The following is a 20,066-nucleotide window of genomic DNA, read 5'->3' as shown; positions in this document are numbered from 1 at the left end:
TGATAGACAAGAAAGTAGGCATATTTTATAATCGAAATAAATTTTTTGATTATAAGGAGCAAAAGCTATGGCTAAGAAATATCAGTGCTCTTATTGCGGGAAAGAGTTTTCCAAGTCTAAAATTGACTGGGAAGGTTCAGAACCTGAGTTTGAAGAATATTACTGCAAAAAATGCAGCGAATCTCTTATACAAGCGAGTATCAATGCGATGGATCCCAATAGCAACGGCTATGAGGAAGACGGATTTTAGGAAGAGGAAAGGTTAGGTTTTTAAATTTAATTATTAAAGCATTTCATTTAAATAGAAAATAAGACTTCTATCGATAGGAGTCTTATTTTAATTGTCTACTACAAGACTTAGAAGTAGCCAAGGAATGTCTATTCATTCATGATATAATATAGGAACAATCTTAAAAACTTAGCTTAAAGTAGTAAGAAAAGAGGTATTTAATGAAGCGCTTTATTGAAATTGATGAACTTAGCCAGTATCCAAAAGCTTTTTTTATAAATGTAACACTGGGAAATGATCAATCCAGTGGCGATGACCACTATCTAGGACTTGAGGAGCCACTATATGATGAGGCGAGTCACATTCCGCATGCCAAGTCATATTATTACGAATTGGTGTACGATGATAAGGGGTATATGAGGTCCCAGAAAAGTTTATAAGCTCATTTCAAAGACCTTAAAGACAAAGAGCTCATGGTGTCTTGAGGATTGGGCGTAACCGCTTGTAGCAATTTATTAGCCTTAGATGAAATAGGCATTGAAGGAAAGTTATACACTGGTTCTTATTCGCAATGGTTGAAGAAAAAGCAGAAAGCTGTTAAAGGAAATGATGAGTAGAAAGAGTGAGTGAATGAAAAAAGAAATATTTCCGACTGAAGTATTGGAAGTTGAAATTACTGAGTTAGACCATAAAGGAAATGGCTATGCCCGTTATGTCCATGCGCCAGACCGTGGGTCGAATGGAAAGGGCTTGAAATTATTTATACCCAATGCCGTTCCAGGGGATAGAGTTCGGGTGACGGTACCTAATGCCAAGGGCAGAAAGCAAGCAGTCGTACCGTTTGATGCATTATTAGCAGCCAGTCCTGATCGTAATCTTGATATTCCGCTCAAAGACGCCAATGCCGGGGGAACGCCATTAATTTCCATGACCTATCCAGCTCAGTTAGCTTATAAAACCCAAGAAGTAAAGGACCATTTAGCAAGCCAAGGATTCGATCCGGCTTGTGTTCGACCCATTATTGGGATGGATGATCCCACCCGTTATCGTAATAAAATGGAGTTAAGCTTCGGAGCTGAAGGGGCTATCGGTATGCATGAACAAGGTAACTTCACCAAAATCATCGATATGAAAGATTCGGTGCTTGCTCCTAAACTATTTGTCCGGGTAAAAGAAGTAGTCGCCGACTGGCAAAAAGATTATCAATTATCCTATTATGACAAACAGACTCAAAAAGGTCTTTTGAGAAATCTCTTATTGCGTCAATCCTTTGTCACCGGGGAGTTGATGGTAGTGATTTATGCCACTGAAGCACCTAGTCAAATGCAAGAGGCAGTGGATGATTTGAGTCAGCGGCTAAGCAAACGCTTCGATCAATTAGTTAGTTTACAATGGATTCTACACAAGGAAGCGACGGAACGGATTCAAGCCGACGAAACGTTTATTCTTCATGGGCGCGATTATATTAATGACGAATTAAATGGCTTTCGCTATCGGATCTGGCCGGAGACCTTTTTCCAAGCCAATCCTGTCCAAGCGGAGAAATTGGTACAACTAGCCTTGGAATTCGCCCAGGTCAATGATCAAATGCGCGTCTTAGATCTTTTCTGTGGGGTGGGAACTTTTAGTTTGCCCCTAGCTGAAAAGGCTAAAGACTTAGCCGGTATTGAGATTGTTGACCAGTCGATTCAATCAGCTATTCGCAATGCGATTGATAACGGCTTAGACAATACCTTCTTTATGACCAGTGATGCGAGAAATGGCTTGAAGCGCTTGGAAACCGAGTGGGGACGACCTGACTTATTACTATTAGACCCTCCTCGTTCTGGGGCCGGTGGAAAAGTCATGCGTGCGATTGGAAGATTTGGTACGGATAAAATTGTTTATGTTTCTTGTTTCCCTAAAAGTTTAGCAGAGGATTTGGTTTGGTTACGTGACTTTGGTTATGAATTGGTCTCTGTTCAGCCGGTGGATCAATTTTCGCATACAACGCATGTGGAGACGGTAGCGTTATTGTCCAAACTAGATATCGACCAATGTATTAAAGTGAAATTAGATATGGACGAGTTAGATGTAACAGCATCTGAAAGCAAGGCTACTTATGAAGAAATTAAAGAATATGTTATGAAGAAACACGGCATGAAAGTATCTAATCGTTATATATCGTAAGTAAAGAAGAAATGTGGACTTGAAGTTGGTAAAAATTATAATGTTTCAAAGAAGGAAAATCCTATAGCACCTAATTGTCCACCTGAGAAGGAAGAAGCGATAAGGGAAGCTTTAGAGTATTTTAAAATGATTTAATGTAAGGATATTAGAAAGCACTTTTGATCTAACAATCAAGGGTGCTTTTTTTATATTAGAAAGACAAGCTAGTGTTTCAAAAGGGCAAGATAAATGATATAATAGACATAGTGTCTAAAATAATAATGAAAATGAATATATATTAAATCAGATAAAAAAAGGAGAGATAAAATGGGAGTATCTTATAGACCTTTATGGATAGAACTAGCCAAAAGAGAAATGGGAAAAGTTGAATTTCAAGAGCATGTAGGTATTTCAGGAAATTTATTAGCAAAATTAGGGAAAAATGACTACATATCAATGAGAAACTTAGAACAGATATGTAGGAAGATGAAACTTTCTCCTAATGAAGTCATTGAATTTAAGGAGGAAGAAAATGAGTAGAAAACAATCAGTTGAACCTAATATAGCTGATCTTGTCAATGGTTGGCTAAAATCTTATGGATTAGATTATAAACTAGAACAAGAAAGTCTAAACAGTGAAATTGATAAGGCACTTAATGAATATGCTTCTAAAAGTGGTGGAAGTGGCGGAAATAGACCTGATGCAAAAGTTCTAGTTCAAGGAAGTAATCTAAAATACTATCCCGTACTTATCGAATACAAGGGATATAAAGATAGTCTAGTAAAACTAGATAGCAACGGCCAAGTTGAAAATACAAATACAAGAAATGAGCCTAACTATAGAAATATTAATACCTATGCAGTAAATGGGGCTATTCACTACGCAAACGCTATTTTACACTATACAAGCTACACAGAAGTAATAGCAATTGGAGTTACAGGCTATAAGGATATAAATGATAAACTCCACCACGAAATAGGGGTATATCATGTATCAAAGGAAAATTTAGGTATAGGTCAGGAAGTTGATAAATATACAGACCTATCCTTTCTTAAAAAAGAAAACTTTGATGATTTCACAAGGAAGCTAGAAGAATTAAGCCTAAGTCCAGAAGAACTAGACCGTATAAGAGAAAAGAAAGAAAAAGAAATCAATGCCAGTCTAGTAAAACTTAATAATGATATATACAGAGATGAAAAAGGACTTAGCGAAAATGACAGGGTCTATTTGGTTGCAGCTTCTATCATGGCAACACTTGGTATACCAGGAAAAGTAACCCCATTAGAAAAAGAAGAATTAAAATCATCAAGAGAAATAGGAAACACAGATGGGGATATTATTTTAAGAAAGATAAACTCTTTCTTAGCAGAAAAAGAACTTCCACAAGCAAAAAAAGATATGATAGTTAGGACACTACAAAACACGCTGACAACGGAAAACATTAATAAACCAGTAAGTGGAGAAAGTCAGTTAAAAAGAGTATTTACCAAGATAGTAGATGACTTAGGTATTTATTATAAGATAGGTCTTACTACAGATTTTACTGGAAAACTCTTTAATGAAATGTACTCATGGTTAGGATTTTCACAAGATAAGCTAAATGATGTAGTCCTAACACCTTCCTATGTAGCAAAATTATTAGTAAGACTAGCTAGAGTAGACAGGAACTCCTATGTCTGGGACTTTGCCACAGGGTCTGCTGGTCTTTTAGTTGCAGCAATGAACGAAATGCTAATTGACGCAAAAGAAAATATCAAATCACCTCAAGAACTGGAGCAAAAAAAGATAAAAATAAAAGCAGAACAGTTATTAGGATTAGAAGTCCTATCAAGTGTTTATATGCTAGCAATCCTTAATATGATTATGATGGGAGATGGGTCATCTAATATACTAAATAAAAACTCCCTAACAGACTTTGATGGGAAATATGGCTTTGGAAAAAAAGATGATGACTTCCCTGCTACAGCATTTGTTTTAAATCCACCTTATTCAGCCGAGGGTAATGGAATGATATTTGTAGAAAAAGCCCTTTCTATGATGAATAAAGGATATGCCGCTATTATTATCCAAGGCTCAGCAGGTAGCGGTAAAGCGATAGACTATAACAAGAAAATACTAGAAAACAACACCTTACTTGCCAGCATAAAAATGCCTATAGATTTGTTTATAGGAAAGTCTAGTGTACAAACTCATATCTATGTATTTAGGGTAGCAGAAGCCCACCATAAGAATAATATGGTGAAATTTATTGACTTTTCCAATGATGGATATACAAGGTCTAATAGGAAAAAAGCAAGTAATAATCTAGTAGATACAGATAGGGCAAAAGAAAGGTATGACGAATTGGTAGATCTGGTACTGTTTGGAAAAAGCAAACTAAATATATTCACAGAAGAAGAATACTATGAAGATACTATAGACCCAGAAAACGGGGCAGACTGGAATAAATCAGCTCCTATAGATACAAGACCCAAACTCGAGGACTTTAAAAAGACAGTAGCAGATTATCTAGCCTTTGAAGTATCTAATCTATTAAAGAATAAGGGGGAAAATGAAGAAATAAAAAAATAGAAGCCCCACTTAATAAAATGCTTAAAGAAGTTAAGTGGGGCGAGTTTAGGATAGGGGATTTATTTGAAGTGACTACATCAAAAGGATATGATGCAGGTAAGTTAAATTTTGTTGATAAGTCTATAGATACATTTGAATTTGTTGGAAGAACAAAAAGTAATTATGGAATACAAGGATTTGTAGAAAGATTAGATACTGAGCCAAATAACAAAGAGACTATTTCTGTTAGTCAAATTGGAGCGGTACATGCTCAATTTAGGGCAAATAAGTGGTATTCAAGTCAAAATATTTTTGTTTTAACGCCAAAATTTAAGCGACTTATGAATTTATTAACTGTAGCCTCTATAGATAAAATTTTATCCAATTATGGTGGATATTCTTCTTATCCTACTTTAAAAACATTAAGGGAACATATCATCCAACTCCCCATCTTAGAAGATGGGTCTATAAATTTTTCTTTTATGGAAAAATTTATAGCAGAGCTAGAAGCTACGCATCTAGCAGAGCTAGATGCGTACTTGAGCGTAACAGGGCTAAAAGATTATGAATTGACAGAGGAAGAACAACAAACTCTAGAAAAATATATAAAAGAAGAGGTTGAATTTGATAAGTTTGAGTATCAGTCAATATTTAATAAAATTAAACAAGGGAGAAGACTAACAAAAGCTAATCAAAAGCCAGGGAATATTCCTTTTGTAATGTCAGGAATAACAAATACAGGTGTAGTCAATTATATTTCAAATCCAGTTGCAAGTTTTCCGAGAAATGCAATTACACTTGATATTTTTGGAAATGCATTTTACAGATCTTATGATTTTGGTGCTGGAGATGATACCGGTGTTTATTGGAATGACAAAAAGAAATATTCAGAAGATATGATGTTATTTTTAACTGTAGCAATGGAAAGATCGGTTCTAGGACAATACTCTTATGGTAAAAAGCTTAGAAGCTCTCAAAGTAAAAAAATATTGATGAGTTTACCATCAAAAAATAATGATGTAGATATAGAAACAATGGAATTATTGATAAGAGCAATAAAGAAATTAGTAATAAAAGATGTGGTTGAGTTTTCAAATAAAAGAATAGAAACGACAAAAGAAATTATAAATAAATAGAAATATAGCGATTAGAAAATAATATTCTAGTCGCTTTTTTCATGCCTAATTTTAGGAGGAAGTGAAGTAATGAAAAATACAAAAAGATTAAATCAAGTAAAAGATGAGATAAAAAACTTATTAGAAGAAAAAGAAAAGTGTGTACTTGAACTTGAGCAATTAAAAAATCAAGAGAAGAAAATTAAAAGGCAGATTAGTCAGAGAGAAAGGAAGAAAAGGACAAAAAGATTAATAGAAAGAGGAGCGATTTTAGAATCTTATATTGACAAAGCAGAAGAAAAAAGCAATGAAGAAATTGTTGAAATATTAGATAAAGTTTTTCTGGATATGGATTGAGAGCAAGAAATAACTTAGGAAAAAGGAAGAAGTTTTGAAAGAGAGAATAATATAATCAATCCCTTAGATTTTCTAAGGGCGCAATTATACACCCACAAGGGGTGCAAGAACCTGCAAGCAGGCACCCTAAAGGGTGTCCTTGCGACCTGCGGTGCTTGACCCTTGCAGGGAGCAATGAAAAGGCTGAAGCCTTTATAAGTTATTTCTAAAATACAATTTCATAAAAATATCCATTCGCTTTTTTATAGTCAAGGGTAAAATAAACTCGCTACCGCTCGCCCTTGACAATAAAAATTTGAAATGAATAGTAATCATTAAGCCGACATACTGAAACAAGAAAGTAAGTTTAGTATCGTCGGCTTTTTTTATTTTAACATTTCAAAATGCTCATTCACGAAGTGAAAGTTCAAAAGATATTTTTTTAAGACCGACACCTAAAACAAGAAAGGAAGTGAGAAGATGGCAGAGAGTTTTCATTTTAATATTTCTATGGTAAGTAGAGGAAAGGGGAAGTCAGCAGTTGCTAGTTCAGCCTATATATCAAGAGAGAAAATAACCAATGAATGGGACGGAGTAACCCATGATTACCATAACAAAAAAGACTTAATATACAAGGAAATATTTTTACCTGAAAATGCAAAAGAAGAATTTAAAGACAGAGTAACTTTATGGAATAGTGTGGAACTAAATGAAAAAGCAATTAATGCTCAACTGGCAAGAAGTTTTATCATAGCCTTACCAAAAGAATTAAGTATTGAAGAAAATAAAAAGCTTATAACAGAATTTATTGAAAGTAATTTTGTATCACGAGGAATGATAGCAGACCTTGCCATTCATGATGAAACTGATAAGGGAAATCAGAATATTCATGCCCATATTATGACAACAGTAAGACCACTAAATGAAGATGGATCATGGGGGCAGAAAAGCAAAAAAGAATATGTCTTTGATGAAAAAGGGGAGCCAGTCCTTACAAAAAGTGGCAAACAAAAAACAAGAAAGATTGAACTTACTGATTGGAATAATAGGGGCAATGCTGAAAAGTGGCGAGAGAGTTTTGCAAGTCTATGTAACAAATACTTAGCAGAGAAAAACATCGAAAAAAGAGTAGACCACCGTTCCTATGAAAGACAAGGACGAGATGAAATACCTACCATTCATATGGGAGCAAGTGCTTCAGCCTTAGAAAGAAAAGGCATAGAAACAGAAAAAGGAAATATCAACCGAGAGATTAAAAAACATAATAGTTTAGTAAAAGAGATTAAGACAAAAATAGGAGAACTTACCTTATGGCTCAATGATCTAGTTAAAACATTTCAATCGAGGTATGACCAGTATAAAGAAGATAAAAAAGAAGAACTGGAGAACAAGGCAGAGCTTTTTAATCTCTATGAATACATCTCAATTTATCATGATATTCAAGTAGATAAAAGAAAATACCTAAACAGCTATGGGAGAGAAAAGAAAGGACTTGCCGACTTAAAAAAATTTTCCAGTGCAAGAGTATATCTTCAAAATAACAACCTAGAAACCATAGCAGATTTACAAGGGAAAATTTCCATTTTACAAAGTAAAAATAGAAAAGTTTCAAAGGAAATAAAAGTTAAGACAGAAGAAATAGACAAGCTGAATAAGTGCCTAGTCTATGCTGATATTATCCGTAAAATAAAACCAGTCTTTGATAAGTGGCAAGGAAAGAAATTATTCAAGGAAAATTACTATCAAGACCATAAGGAGATAATAGACAAGTATAAAAGAGTAAGAACCTATTTAGAAAAGCAAACAGGCTCATCAGCAATCAAGCCGAAAGAATGGAAAAAGCAAGTTAATGATTTAGAGATAGAAATTGAAAGATTAAACCAAACAAAAGAAAATATTAAAGATGAATTTTCAAAGATTAATCACATTAAGTATGCAGTAAAAATAGTCAATGATGATTATGGGATTGACCTATCCATTGAAATAGATAAGGCAATAAAGAGGGGAGAAAAGCCAAGTATCATTGAACAGATTAAGAAATTTGAAAAACAAGAAGAAAAAGATGATAGATACAGACAAAAAGCAAGGGAGAAATACCAAAGAGATGAAGAAAGATAGGCACCGTTCCCAAAATGTGAACGAAGATACCTATTATTGAAATTAAAGATGAAGTCCTAAATTAGGACAACATAAAAATAGAAAGGAGAGATATTATGGCTGGAAAAAGAATGTTTTCATTGAAAATCATAGATAGCGACCTATTTTTAGACATGCCTTTAAGTAGTCAGTGTCTATATTTTCATTTATCAATGAGGTCAGATGATGACGGATTTGTAGACAATCCTAAGAAGATAATAAAGATTATAGGGGCTAACGATGATGACCTAAAAATTTTAATTACAAAAGGTTTTGTTATTATCTTTGAAAAAGGAATTATTGTTATTACCCATTGGAAGATAAACAACTATATTAGAAAAGATAGATATAAGCCAACAATGTATGTAGAAGAAAAGGAGCAACTTCAAGAAATAATCAATGGAGCATATATAAAAAGCACTGGTTGTCATTTGGTTGACCAACGGTTGACAAGTGGTCGACCTAGTATAGGGGAGAATAGATTAGGTAAGGTTAGTATAGATAAGGGGAGAGGAGAAAGAGAAAAACCGCCCACCTCCCTTTATGGTCAATTTAAAAATGTTAAGTTATCAGAAGAAGAATATAACAAGTTACAGGAAGAATTAAAAGACCATACCCAAACCATGATAGATAAATTATCAAGGTATATGGAAAGTAGTGGTAAGGACTATAAAAACCACTATGTAACAATCCTTAACTGGTATGAAGAAGATAAGAATAAACTTATGAATAAATCAGATAAAAGAAAAACTACATCTAACTATGATGATAGTCCTAGCATATAAGAGGGTGGACAGGTCTTTTTAGATGAGTTAATAGAAAAGATGATTAATTCTATAGGGAAGAATAAAAAAGCCATTAAATAAGCTTCCACCATTTAACAAATGAAAATCAATAAGAAATACAAGGCGATTAGAAAAGTAAAAAATTCTAGTCGCTTTTTTATTACCACAAAGGGAGTAACGAAATGTTACCACCTTATTTTTATAGGAGGATAAAATGACAGATAAAAATACTAAGACCATAAAAATCAAAGGAGTTAATTTTAAGTACAATCTTGATAGGGATTATGAAAAAGAGGGTCATGTTTACTGTAAGTCTTGTAATGAGCAAGTAGACGGACAAGTAATGGACTTTATAAATAAAAAGATGATATTTAGAAGAGCCTGTAAATGTGATAGGGAAAGAGAAAAACTTGAAAAAGAAAGACAAAGAGCCTTAAAGGTGGAAGAAATTAAAAGAAGATGTTTTGTAGAAATAAGTCAAAGCAAATATACCTTTAGAAACTCTGATGAACTCATAGATAAAGACCTAATCAGAAAGGCGAGAAACTATGTAGATAAATTTGAAGAAATGAGAAAGGACAATATCGGATTAATCATCTATGGAGGAGTGGGAAGTGGAAAAACCTATCTTACTTGTTCCATAGTTAATGCTATCATTGAAAAATACCTTTATGAATGTAAAGTTATCAACTTTTCTCAAATACTAAATGATTTACAAAAAGGTGGCTTTAACCTTGATAGAAATGAATATATCAATAGTCTAGTCAGTAAGACCTTATTAGTCCTTGATGATTTTGGAATAGAAAGGGATACAGAATATGCCCTAGAACAAGTCTATAATGTGATAAATGCAAGGTATCAGAAAAGCAAACCGACCATTATCACAACCAATATAGATTATAGAGAACTGGAGAGGGAACAAGAAAACCTAATGTTGGCAAGGATTTATTCAAGAATAATAGAAATGGGAGTACCCCTAAAGGTAGATGGTAAGGACAGACGAAAAGAAAAACGAAAAGAAAAGATAAAAAAAGCAAAAAACTTAATAGATGACTAAGAGCGATTAGAAAAGTAAAAAAATCTAGTCGCTTTTTTAATACCACAAAGGTAGTAAGAACGTCATATCCTATTTTTCAGAACGAAATAACAATCTTAAAAGTCTCAATGTAGTCTCAAAAGAGTATCAATCTTCAAAAAAAGCGGTCCAATAGGGTCATTTTTTCACTTTATAAAGTAGAGGGGTTAATTATTGAAAGATTTACTTCGAAAAAGAAAAGCAAAACTCATTACAGGAAAATAATAAATTTCACTTTTAAAAAGTTTTTGCTGAATTTGGTTACCAAGCACCTTGCTTTTTCACTCTATAAAGTAGAGAGGTTAATAACCAAAAGAATTAATTGTAAATTTTAAAGAAAAACTCCTTGTGGGAGAATAATAATTTTTACTCCATAAAGTAGATGGACTTTTACTCTCTTTGATCTTTGACAACTGAATAGACCACAACGAGACGTTATCCATTTAAGGAGCATGAGCTTATTTACGCCTAGACCTTCCTGCTGAGTAATCGGTTTAAATGAATACTAGAAAAATCTAAGGATAGAAGGAAGCAAGCGATAAATAAATGAGTTTAATTAAGGCGTGGAAACCTTAAGCGATGATTTAAGTGGTGATAATGATACTTCTACAGTTGACGCTGGCCTATCTAGAACAGGGGCAGAGGTGAGATGCCTATGTAGCAATTCCATTGCACTCGTTTATGTCATAAAACTAAATAATTCGCAAACAAGAAAGGAGGTGAGAGATTGGAGTATCAATGGAATGGATTAGCTAACTTATTAGCGGATTTAATTGGAAAATATGCTGAAGATTTGGATGTTAATAATTTGCCTAATCCTCTTCCAATTACTTCCGATAATGAAGATGAAATAAAAGATATAAATTTTACAAAACTATCGCAGGAAAAAGGATTTAAATGATATAATAGTCGTGAGATAAATATCCAAATTATTTTAAGAAAGCGAGGTTTTGTATGAAAAAAGAGAAGAAAAAAGTTTATATTTACACAAGAGTTTCAACCACCTTACAAATAGATGGATATTCTTTAGAGGCTCAAAAAGCTAAGATGAAAGCATATTCTGATTTTAACGATTATGAGGTTGTTGGCGAGTATGAAGATGCGGGAAAATCAGGTAAATCCATTGAAGGTCGTGTCGCCTTCACACAAATGATGGATGATATCAAGTCTGGTAAAGATGGTGTTTCCTTTGTTCTTGTTTATAAGCTATCCAGATTTGCAAGAAATGCGGCTGATGTTTTATCTAGTTTACAAATCATGCAAGACTTTGGTGTAAATTTAGTTTGTGTTGAAGATGGGATTGATTCCTCAAAAGATGCTGGAAAGCTTATGATTTCTATTCTTTCAGCTGTTTCTGAAATTGAAAGAGAAAACATAAGAATTCAGTCAATGGAAGGTAGATTGCAAAAGGCTAGAGAAGGTAAATGGAATGGTGGCTTTGCTCCATATGGATATCAGCTTGTTGATGGTGAGTTAAAGATAAATGAAGATGAAGCATTTGCTATTCGAGTAATTTTTGATAAGTATGTTAACACAACTATGGGAGCCAATAGTATAGCAAGATATCTTGATAATCAAGGTATAAAAAAGATTCCTAGACAAAATGGAAAAAATCCTCTTTTTAGTGCAAGCCTTATAACTCGCATTATTAAAAATCCAGTCTACAATGGCAAAATTGCTTATGGTAGAAGACGTACAGAAAAGAAACATGGAACACGTAATGAATATCAACTAGTAGAACAAGATGATTATTTGGTAGCTGATGGTATTCACAAAGCAATCATAAGTGATGAAATATGGGAAGCAGCTCAAATTAAAATCACAAGCCAAGCAAAGAAATATGAATATTTACATAAGCCTAGAGGAACAACAACTCATTTATTATCTGGATTAATTAAATGTCCTATTTGTGGTGTTGGCTTATTGGGAAATAAGAGTGTTAAGTACAAAAAAGATGGCACAAAATATAAAGACTTTTTCTATTATGGATGTAAGCATAGAAAAAAAGTCCGTGGTCATAAATGTACTTTCAATAAGCAAATTCGAAAAGAAATATTAGATGGAGCAGTAGTTGAAGTGATTACCAAGTTAGTAAGTAACCCAAAATTTTCTCGTCTAATGCAAGAAAAAATTAACATGAAGGTTGATACAAGGAATATAGATAATGAGATAGAAAATTACGAAAACGAGCTGAGAAAAAGTAACTTGTTAAAATCAAAAATCTTAGAAGATTTAGATAAATTAGATGTTGAGGATAAGTATTATAGTCGGATCAAAGAGGATTTCGAAAATAGGTTATATAAAGCATATGACAAAATTGAAGTGATAGAGAGAAGTCTTATAGATTCAAAAGCGAAAAGAAGAAATATTGAAGCTGAAAAATTAACAGGGGATAATATATATAAGATATTGATTTACTTTGATAAATTATATGAACTTATGAATGATGAAGAACGAAGAAAACTTATGGAAGTTCTTATTGAAGAGATTGAAATATATCAAGAGAAGCAACCAAATGGACAATGGTTAAAATCTATTACTTTTAAGCTTCCAATCATTGAGGAAGATACATTAATAGGTTTGGACAATGGACACCATGTTGAGACGGTAGTATTGATGCAAAAGGTAATAGAGTAGAATGTTGATAAATCAATATTTGTGCCAGCTACTGTATATTTTCTATATAGATATTTTTAGAGAACGTAAAGAATTTTAACTGGCAAATAAATAATTTTTACAGTAATGTGTAACCAGTATGTGGAAACTGATCAACAATAATACAATTAAAGGGTGATGTAATGAGTGATAAGTATACTCACGAAAAAAAACATGGGGTGGTCTATACACCTCAAGGGATGGCAGATTATCTGACTACATTAATGCTCTCCCAAGTAAACTATTCTGATTTTGGTGAAAAAATATATATCTTAGAACCCGCGCTTGGTGAAGGGATATTATTGGATACTCTTTTGACACAAATGCCTAAAGATAAAGAAATTGTAGTATATGCATTTGAGACTGACCAACAAATTTGTGAGGCCACAAATGAATATTTTGATAGGAAATATCCTGATATTAAATTCAATATTTATTCCGATGATTTTGTGGATTATTTTTCGGAAAAAAGGTTTGGGCAAACAAGATTTGATTTTATTATCGCGAATCCACCATATGTGCGAACTCAAGTACTAGGCGCTGAAGAATCACAACGATTACAGAAAATGTTCAGTTTAAGCGGAAGAGTAGATTTTTACTATGTATTCTTAATCATTGCAAATTTCTTATTGTCTGATAATGGTGTTTCTGGTTTTATCACATCAAATAAATTCATGTCAATAAAAGCGGGGGCTGACTTAAGAAAACAACTAATTAAATATTCCTCCTTAAAAATTATTACAGATTTTGGGGATACTAAGTTATTTGATGCAGCTGTATTACCCTGTATACTTGTTTTTAAGAAAGGAAATACTGTTCCTGAAAATGTTGTGTTTACATCAATATATGAGACGTCTGCTAAGAATATTAAAACATCAGTTTCAGCAGAGGATTTTGACTATGGTAAGCTATTTCAGACCGGTAAGATTAGATATTTAGGAAAAGAGTTTCTCATTGAAAAAGGTGAATTAAGAATAGATGATGAGAACTTTACTTGGACTATCCAAACTGAAGAATCAAAACAATTTTTAGATGTGGTTGAAAAACATAGTTATGGCACAATTAAAGATATTTCAAAGGTAAAGGTAGGAGTAAAAACTACCGCTGATAATGTGTTTTTATTTAATTATGTGCCAAATAATTTGAAATTGATTAGACCTCTAATAACACATAGAAACTCAGGGCATATAAAAGGTATCGAAGAACCTGAGTGGAGTATTCTTTATCCTTATTACGATTCTGATGGGAAAAGGACTTTATATGATTTAGAACATTTTCCAGAAGATAAAGATTATCTTGAACAATATAGAAATCAATTATCCGGAAGAAATTATTTGAATAAAGCAGGTAGAGAGTGGTATGAAATTTGGGTTCCACACCAGCCTAAGGATTGGAAAAAAACCAAAATAGTTTTTAGAGATATCGCTGAAAATCCGACATTTTGGATTGATGATACTGGATCGGTTGTGAACGGGGATTGTTACTGGATATCATTTAATGAAGATATATCAGAAGAGATGATTTTATTAATCTTGGGAGTAATGAATAGCGAATTCATTAAAGAATTGTATGATTATAAATATAACAATCGTATTTATGCGAGAAAAAGAAGGTTTAATACACAATATGTAGAAAATTTTCCATTTCCAAATCCGAAATTAAAAAAATCACAGGAAATTATTGAATTAGTAGATTCATTAATTTCAAGTGATTCTGTGAATTTTAATGACATAGAAAAAGAATTAAATAATATGGTATATGAAGTTTTCGGATTTAGTCGTCAAAGAAATTAGATGGTAAAGGGATTTGAATTTTTTTATTTTCAAACCTTCCTTGAAATTGTGTAAAATGATTATGGAAATCTAGTCCATTTACGACATACAACCTATTTACGAGGAGATTACCATTATATAAATCACAATCAAAAATTGCATATCTTACATCTTTTGAGATAAAAATATCGTCATCAATTTTTGTAACAAGTTGATCGTCATTAGGAAGGTGTAACCCAAGATCAATTGTTGGAGAAGTCTGAGTTTTGACCTCTAGCAATTGATTTTTTATATCAGGAAACTGCCCATCATCTAGAAATGCTGAGTATCCTAGTAGTTTACACACCTCTGTATGTAATATTTCTGCTCTCACTCTATCGTGGGTGTTTATTGGAACAGGGAAAGAACGACCTACAAGAACTAATAATGATTCATAAATCTTCTTGATAGAAAATAATTCTCCTTTTACTGGCCAGTCAATGGGAGTTAACTTTGTCGGACCAGTATTGTCATTAACGTATTCTTTAACACTAGGTGTATCCTCTAGTGTTAATAATGATGAATTATCGAAATTTGGCATTACGGCTTGAAATTTTGATGTTAATGTTCCAGTTCTGTCTAAAGTCGCTAGTTGATCGCCATTTACTATTTTTATTTTTTCAATTATATTATCTTCGTTTGGACGAATAAGAACATATCTTCTATCTCCATCTAGTTCTTCGTTCCAAACCTGTAAATTATTTCTTAATTGAACATAAGTATCAAAGTTTTGTCCTGGGAATCTTGGTTGAGTTTTTTCAAATGATTTTGGAGCCTCATACCCTAAAGCTTCTGCAGCCATTGTTTTAACTACTTTTGATCTTGTTCTAGGTGCTAAACCAGAAAGATCTTGACCTAATAATTCTTTTTCAAGTAAATACTTAAGCTCTTCATCTTCTAAATATAGGTCACTATCTAAGGGGATTTCATCATATATAGTTAATCCAGACTCTCTAATTAAATCTTTTTTATTCATTTTTCTCACCTTTCTAATTATTATCTTTGTTCTCCATGCTACTCCATGATTTCCCAAATAGCTCGTTACCATTTGGCCCAAGTTCAATTACATGATTGTCATAAAGTATTGACTTCACTTCATCTGAATATGTGTTTTGCTTATCAAATGAAATGAATATTTGTTTGTTAAATGTGGAATATATTTTGAGAATATTCTTAATAGCGTTGTCTTCTACTTGCTTAAAAATTAATGAATCATGAACTAACAATGGTAGAAATGATAGCGTTAATATTGCTAAATCGAATACAACTAGGCCGCGAAAATTTGTACCTGTTCCTGTGTCATTTGGGATTTCGAAATGGTAACTACTAATCGAATTTATATTAATAAGAGGGGCCATTTTTTGCCCGTTAGTAACCTTTTCATTAATTTCATGCATTGTCTGATTCAAAGTTGATTCAATTGAATTAATAGCTAAATCAACCGTATGATCTAAGTGTTCTTTTATTTTCTTTGTTTCTTCTGCAATAAGCTCCTTATTATCATAAGCTTCGTTGGCTTTCTCCAGTTTAATAATCTTTCTGGCTACTTCAGTATAGTTTTGTAATTTATCTTGTGGGATTTTTTCAGAATCCTTAATGTCTTCAGTTTGTCGATCTACTTCATAATACATTTCATTGTATTTTTTCAATTCTTTATCTATTTTTTTCTTATTGTCGGATACTTGTTTCTTCAAAATACTATTCAAATCATCATGAAACTGTTCGATCTCTACAATCTCAGCGATGTTCAAATTCGGGAAGAATTTTTCTAATTCTAAAAGATCACTTTTTAATTTAGAACTTGAAATTTTTTGATCATACTTCATTGAATTCAAATGAAGCTGATAAGTTAGAATTTTATTGCTAATTAATCTCTGCTGTTCTCTAAGCTCAGCTAGTTTATTTCTTTGGTATTCATCGAGTCCAGAGAATGTTTCTCCTAAATCTAATACCAGATTCTTTTTTTTTGCGTAAATTATTAATTTCAATTTCATTCTTTTTATATTCAGTTTTATTTGGAGTGGCGTATACATAATTATATTTTAAAGACTTATTAAAGGTTTCCTTTTTTTCTTTGTAATCCTGATAGCGTTTATCAGCTAAATCTATTTCTTCATACTCATTTAACAACTTGAATAATCTCTTCAAACCTTTGTTTTGTGTATCTTGTTTAAATGATCGAAGGGGAGCGGTCTCATCGTAATTATCTCTATGATAGACTCGTATAAAATTACTAACTGTCTCTCTAAAACTAATGTAACTTGAGTTTAATTTGTATTTTTCTTTTAACAGATTAGTATAATCATTCAAATTTATAATTTCAATCTTCATATAATTTTTATCACAAATTGTGACTTTGGTAGGAGAGTTTGTATCTCTTGAAAAATAATGCATTGTGCCTTCAAATCGAAATGCAAAGTTGATTTTGTGTTCGCCAACGTTTTTGATTGTATCAAGAGATTTAACTGTATAGTCAGAACCACCAAAAACGAAATCAACAATCATAAGTAGTGTTGATTTACCGATAGAATTTGCACCATCATTTGCCCCTAATACAACATTTAATCCATCCTTGAATAAGGTTGGCTCTTTGTGTTTGAAAGAATCACATTGAATTTCAACAAACATAGTAAATCACTCCTTCCTTATTAAGATTAATTTTCTTTATTGCAAACAAAATAACCAGTACTTCTATAAAATCATTTATGTTGTCAAATTTTTTCTTTGTTTGATTGAACAATTTGATTACTTCCATTGGTTCATTGTGAACGGTATCTAATATAATAGTGATTTTTGGGAAAACACTATCTTGATAGCTTGTTACTTTACTGGGAAATTTCATTAAACACCTCACAATTCTGTACAAAAAAGGCAGCAATTATTTGACATGCTAATCGGTTTGAAGATCCACCAGATGAAATTTGTATCCAATCTGTAACTTCTTCATAAATTTGACTTTGGTTTATATTTTCTTCTTCTAAACTTAAATAAAAGAGCTTTACTTGAGAAGCAATTTTTTCGAAGATTATTATTCCTTCGCCTTCTAAATTTGAAAAAATATTTCTGACAGTATTGTAGAAGGAAGTAACTTTGGTATTTATGTCAAAAATCAACATTGAATTACCTGGATATATTTTCTTTTTGATTTCTATGGCATCCAGAGTCAAATCAACAGGTATATCTGATAGATCAATTGAGGAGAGATTATTTATTACCTCTAAAATATCTTTTTCGAGCTTTACTGAGTTCAATACTTCTTTTAATTGCTTATTTTTTTATTAGCTCTTCCTTTATACCAATAATTTTCTGTTGATCTTCTTCAGAGAGCTCACCCGTATATATATCAGAACAATCTCTACAAAGACATAGTTTGTTATTTTGAGAATCTAAAAAGTCGTATTGATTAACTTCATATCTTATTATGGAGTTATTTCTGATATTCTCAGTTAAATTTTTCCCGCAAATAGGACAACTTGAATCACATTCAGATAGAAGATAATAGTCTGATGTGGGAACAAGTTCCATATTTTCAGTATTCGACCGTGATAAACAATATAGAAACAATTCAGCTAAGAAGTTAGAATAGTCTCCACTATTGAACTTTTCTAATAGTAGCTCTTTTTTTGTTTAGAAATTTGACTATCTTGCTCAATCAATGATTTCATTTCAGAATAAAAATCTTCAGTTAGGTTAATGTTAAGAGTTGGTATGAAAATTTCATCAAACCAGTCTTTGCATCGAGTAAGAGTACCATTATCTATGGATATCGCATCGCGTATGGACTGCTCCACATCTTTAGTTTTATTAAACCAACCACTAACCTTTGTTGGAGTAATATCAACAAGACTTCCATTTCGATCCAATATATTTTCTCTATCTATTAGGGTACCTATGAGTAAGTTAACAATATCCTGGTTTGAATTTGGTGTTTGTAATGCTTTTTGGGAAATTATCAAAAAACTAGATAGACTAATTTGATTCATTGCATACCTCCTCTCGGTAAAAATCCAATAAAAGTCCAGGAAATACTAGTGGGCTTATTTTTTTTAGAATTAGTGTGTAGTCAATTGTAGTTATATACATAATTCTAAGTTAATTAAGGATGTTTTACAACATCTAATATTTGCCATAAAGGAGGTGATCCCTTGGCACGAAACAACAAGCAAACCAGCAAAAAGGTTGCAAGTAAAGCTTCAAAAATCCTAAAGGATGGTCGTTACAGCAAAACAAGTAAGTCTGTCGCTGGTTCTGCATTATCTCAGACTAAGAAAGGTCGTAAGTAATTAGTCGCTTTATCAATTGGCTTAGATGGTGAGCCGTTAATCTCCATCAAATAAAATATCATAACGCCTGATATGCATTAGGGCAGAAGGATACATAGTCATTTTTTGATAGGTCATAGGACCAAACTCAAGAATGATGGAAGTAGCCTTACCTTAATGCGCCCAAATTTTCAGGTGGAGTAGGTTTGTGCACTTCTAAGGTTACAGGCCTATTTTATTTGTCTCCTTTTGCCCATGTGATGTCCAGGTGCAAGGAGACAAATATGGAAAAACGAATTATCACAGTACAAACAGTAAAACAGATTAATGGTCAATTAGTCCTTGCGTATGAAGAAGTTGAAGTTACCGAAGAAATTTACCTTGAAATGATGCGTCCGGAATGGCGTGAGAAGAAGCGTAATCAATGTTGGTATGAAGATTTAAATCGATTATTAGAACATGAGGAAGCGGGTAGCTCACAGTGGATGACTTCAGCACCTGATCAATTTAAAGCATTAGGAGGTACAGGGGAACCGATGGCTCATTTAAGGATGGGGCGTCTGTTGTCGCTAGACCAAATTAATGAATGTTCAAATTTTGATGCGACTTCATTAGATGATCCTGTAGCAGAAGCCGAAGCTTCTTTATTATATGAAGCCTTTGATGAAGTACTTAATGATTTTTCTGAGCGTAACAAATTAATCATGTCCCTCTTACTCATTGACGAATTAACGGAGCGAGAAGTCGCTGAAATCGTAGGTTGTTCACAAAAGACAGTCAATAACATCAAGTGGAAATTACTGCCAATCATTCAGGAAGCATTAAAAGATTGGCAATAATTTTTAGAAACCTTACTCAAACTCTTTCCGAATGTCCTTGGAGAGATGGAAGGAACAAATCGCCTCCATCTTTTCAAAGGATGTGGCGAAAAATTTCTTCCAACGATTACTCAAAACCTCTCTA

21 protein-coding genes are annotated in these 20,066 nt (G+C 32.7%); 15 read left to right on the top strand and 6 right to left on the bottom strand.

Translation table 11 applies throughout. The features are described from left to right. Positions 1-67 precede the first annotated feature (67 nt). The 13 genes from ACQV2Q_RS06335 to ACQV2Q_RS06275 all read left to right on the top strand — a co-directional run bounded on the left by ACQV2Q_RS06335 (position 68) and on the right by ACQV2Q_RS06275 (position 14,823). Positions 68-250, top strand: coding sequence for a hypothetical protein (locus ACQV2Q_RS06335; RefSeq protein ID WP_428873527.1), 183 nt, complete (start codon positions 68-70; stop codon positions 248-250). Between the two features lie 200 nt (positions 251-450). After that, positions 451-669, top strand: a complete 219-nt coding sequence (locus tag ACQV2Q_RS06330) for a hypothetical protein (RefSeq protein ID WP_428882275.1) — start codon at positions 451-453, stop codon at positions 667-669. Between the two features lie 190 nt (positions 670-859). Beyond that, positions 860-2,398, top strand: a complete 1,539-nt coding sequence (gene rlmD, locus ACQV2Q_RS06325; RefSeq protein ID WP_428882273.1) for a 23S rRNA (uracil(1939)-C(5))-methyltransferase RlmD — start codon at positions 860-862, stop codon at positions 2,396-2,398. Between the two features lie 306 nt (positions 2,399-2,704). Then, positions 2,705-2,917: a helix-turn-helix domain-containing protein gene (locus ACQV2Q_RS06320; protein WP_428882271.1), complete on the top strand. Its 213-nt coding sequence runs from the start codon at positions 2,705-2,707 to the stop codon at positions 2,915-2,917. Then, positions 2,910-4,949, top strand: coding sequence for an HsdM family class I SAM-dependent methyltransferase (locus tag ACQV2Q_RS06315; protein WP_428882269.1), 2,040 nt, complete (start codon positions 2,910-2,912; stop codon positions 4,947-4,949). The genes ACQV2Q_RS06320 and ACQV2Q_RS06315 overlap by 8 nt, the downstream gene beginning before the upstream one ends. Before the next feature lie 17 nt (positions 4,950-4,966). After that, entirely contained in the window at positions 4,967-6,064 is a 1,098-nt protein-coding gene (locus tag ACQV2Q_RS06310; protein ID WP_428882267.1) for a restriction endonuclease subunit S, read from the top strand. A gap of 69 nt (positions 6,065-6,133) precedes the next feature. Next, positions 6,134-6,400: a DUF3847 domain-containing protein gene (locus ACQV2Q_RS06305; RefSeq protein ID WP_428882265.1), complete on the top strand. Its 267-nt coding sequence runs from the start codon at positions 6,134-6,136 to the stop codon at positions 6,398-6,400. A gap of 459 nt (positions 6,401-6,859) precedes the next feature. After that, positions 6,860-8,497, top strand: a complete 1,638-nt coding sequence (mobQ, locus tag ACQV2Q_RS06300) for a MobQ family relaxase (protein ID WP_428882263.1) — start codon at positions 6,860-6,862, stop codon at positions 8,495-8,497. Positions 8,498-8,592: 95 nt separating this feature from the next. Further along, complete coding sequence (locus ACQV2Q_RS06295) at positions 8,593-9,300, top strand: replisome organizer (protein ID WP_428882261.1); 708 nt, start codon at positions 8,593-8,595, stop codon at positions 9,298-9,300. Between the two features lie 214 nt (positions 9,301-9,514). Then, complete coding sequence (locus ACQV2Q_RS06290; RefSeq protein WP_428882259.1) at positions 9,515-10,357, top strand: ATP-binding protein; 843 nt, start codon at positions 9,515-9,517, stop codon at positions 10,355-10,357. Positions 10,358-11,102: 745 nt separating this feature from the next. Continuing rightward, on the top strand, positions 11,103-11,276 hold the full coding sequence (locus ACQV2Q_RS06285; RefSeq protein WP_428882257.1) for a hypothetical protein: 174 nt from the start codon (positions 11,103-11,105) through the stop codon (positions 11,274-11,276). A gap of 53 nt (positions 11,277-11,329) precedes the next feature. After that, entirely contained in the window at positions 11,330-13,012 is a 1,683-nt protein-coding gene (locus ACQV2Q_RS06280; protein WP_428882255.1) for a recombinase family protein, read from the top strand. A gap of 161 nt (positions 13,013-13,173) precedes the next feature. After that, entirely contained in the window at positions 13,174-14,823 is a 1,650-nt protein-coding gene (locus tag ACQV2Q_RS06275) for an Eco57I restriction-modification methylase domain-containing protein (protein ID WP_428882253.1), read from the top strand. On the opposite strand, the gene ACQV2Q_RS06270 is transcribed toward ACQV2Q_RS06275, so the two are convergent. The 6 genes from ACQV2Q_RS06270 to ACQV2Q_RS06245 all read right to left on the bottom strand — a co-directional run bounded on the left by ACQV2Q_RS06270 (position 14,804) and on the right by ACQV2Q_RS06245 (position 18,824). After that, the gene (locus ACQV2Q_RS06270) at positions 14,804-15,817 is read right to left on the bottom strand and encodes a hypothetical protein (RefSeq protein WP_428882252.1); all 1,014 of its coding nucleotides are present in this window, start codon (positions 15,815-15,817) and stop codon (positions 14,804-14,806) included. The genes ACQV2Q_RS06275 and ACQV2Q_RS06270 overlap by 20 nt on opposite strands. A gap of 13 nt (positions 15,818-15,830) precedes the next feature. Then, the gene (locus ACQV2Q_RS06265; protein ID WP_428882250.1) at positions 15,831-16,835 is read right to left on the bottom strand and encodes a DUF2326 domain-containing protein; all 1,005 of its coding nucleotides are present in this window, start codon (positions 16,833-16,835) and stop codon (positions 15,831-15,833) included. Next, positions 16,756-17,469, bottom strand: a complete 714-nt coding sequence (locus ACQV2Q_RS06260) for a hypothetical protein (RefSeq protein ID WP_428882249.1) — start codon at positions 17,467-17,469, stop codon at positions 16,756-16,758. The genes ACQV2Q_RS06265 and ACQV2Q_RS06260 overlap by 80 nt, the downstream gene beginning before the upstream one ends. Then, a complete protein-coding gene (locus tag ACQV2Q_RS06255; protein ID WP_428882248.1) occupies positions 17,459-17,683 on the bottom strand; it encodes an ABC-three component system middle component 7 in 225 nt (74 codons plus the stop codon). The genes ACQV2Q_RS06260 and ACQV2Q_RS06255 overlap by 11 nt, the downstream gene beginning before the upstream one ends. After that, positions 17,667-18,092, bottom strand: coding sequence for an ABC-three component system protein (locus tag ACQV2Q_RS06250; RefSeq protein WP_428882247.1), 426 nt, complete (start codon positions 18,090-18,092; stop codon positions 17,667-17,669). Before ACQV2Q_RS06250 ends, ACQV2Q_RS06255 begins: the two co-directional genes overlap by 17 nt. Before the next feature lie 354 nt (positions 18,093-18,446). Next, positions 18,447-18,824 (bottom strand): hypothetical protein, encoded by a 378-nt coding sequence (locus tag ACQV2Q_RS06245; protein WP_428882246.1) that lies wholly within the window; start codon positions 18,822-18,824, stop codon positions 18,447-18,449. Between the two features lie 162 nt (positions 18,825-18,986). On the opposite strand from ACQV2Q_RS06245, the gene ACQV2Q_RS06240 reads away from it, so the two are divergent. Continuing rightward, entirely contained in the window at positions 18,987-19,124 is a 138-nt protein-coding gene (locus tag ACQV2Q_RS06240) for a hypothetical protein (protein ID WP_428882245.1), read from the top strand. A 263-nt stretch (positions 19,125-19,387) separates the two neighbouring features. Beyond that, on the top strand, positions 19,388-19,942 hold the full coding sequence (locus tag ACQV2Q_RS06235; protein WP_428882243.1) for a hypothetical protein: 555 nt from the start codon (positions 19,388-19,390) through the stop codon (positions 19,940-19,942). Positions 19,943-20,066: the final 124 nt, after the last annotated feature.

The organism is Facklamia sp. P12950 (assembly GCF_050409465.1).
Taxonomy (GTDB): Bacteria; Bacillota; Bacilli; order Lactobacillales; family Aerococcaceae; genus Facklamia.
Note: the sequence above shows the minus strand (reverse complement) of the source record. Positions and strands in the feature narration are given on the sequence as shown.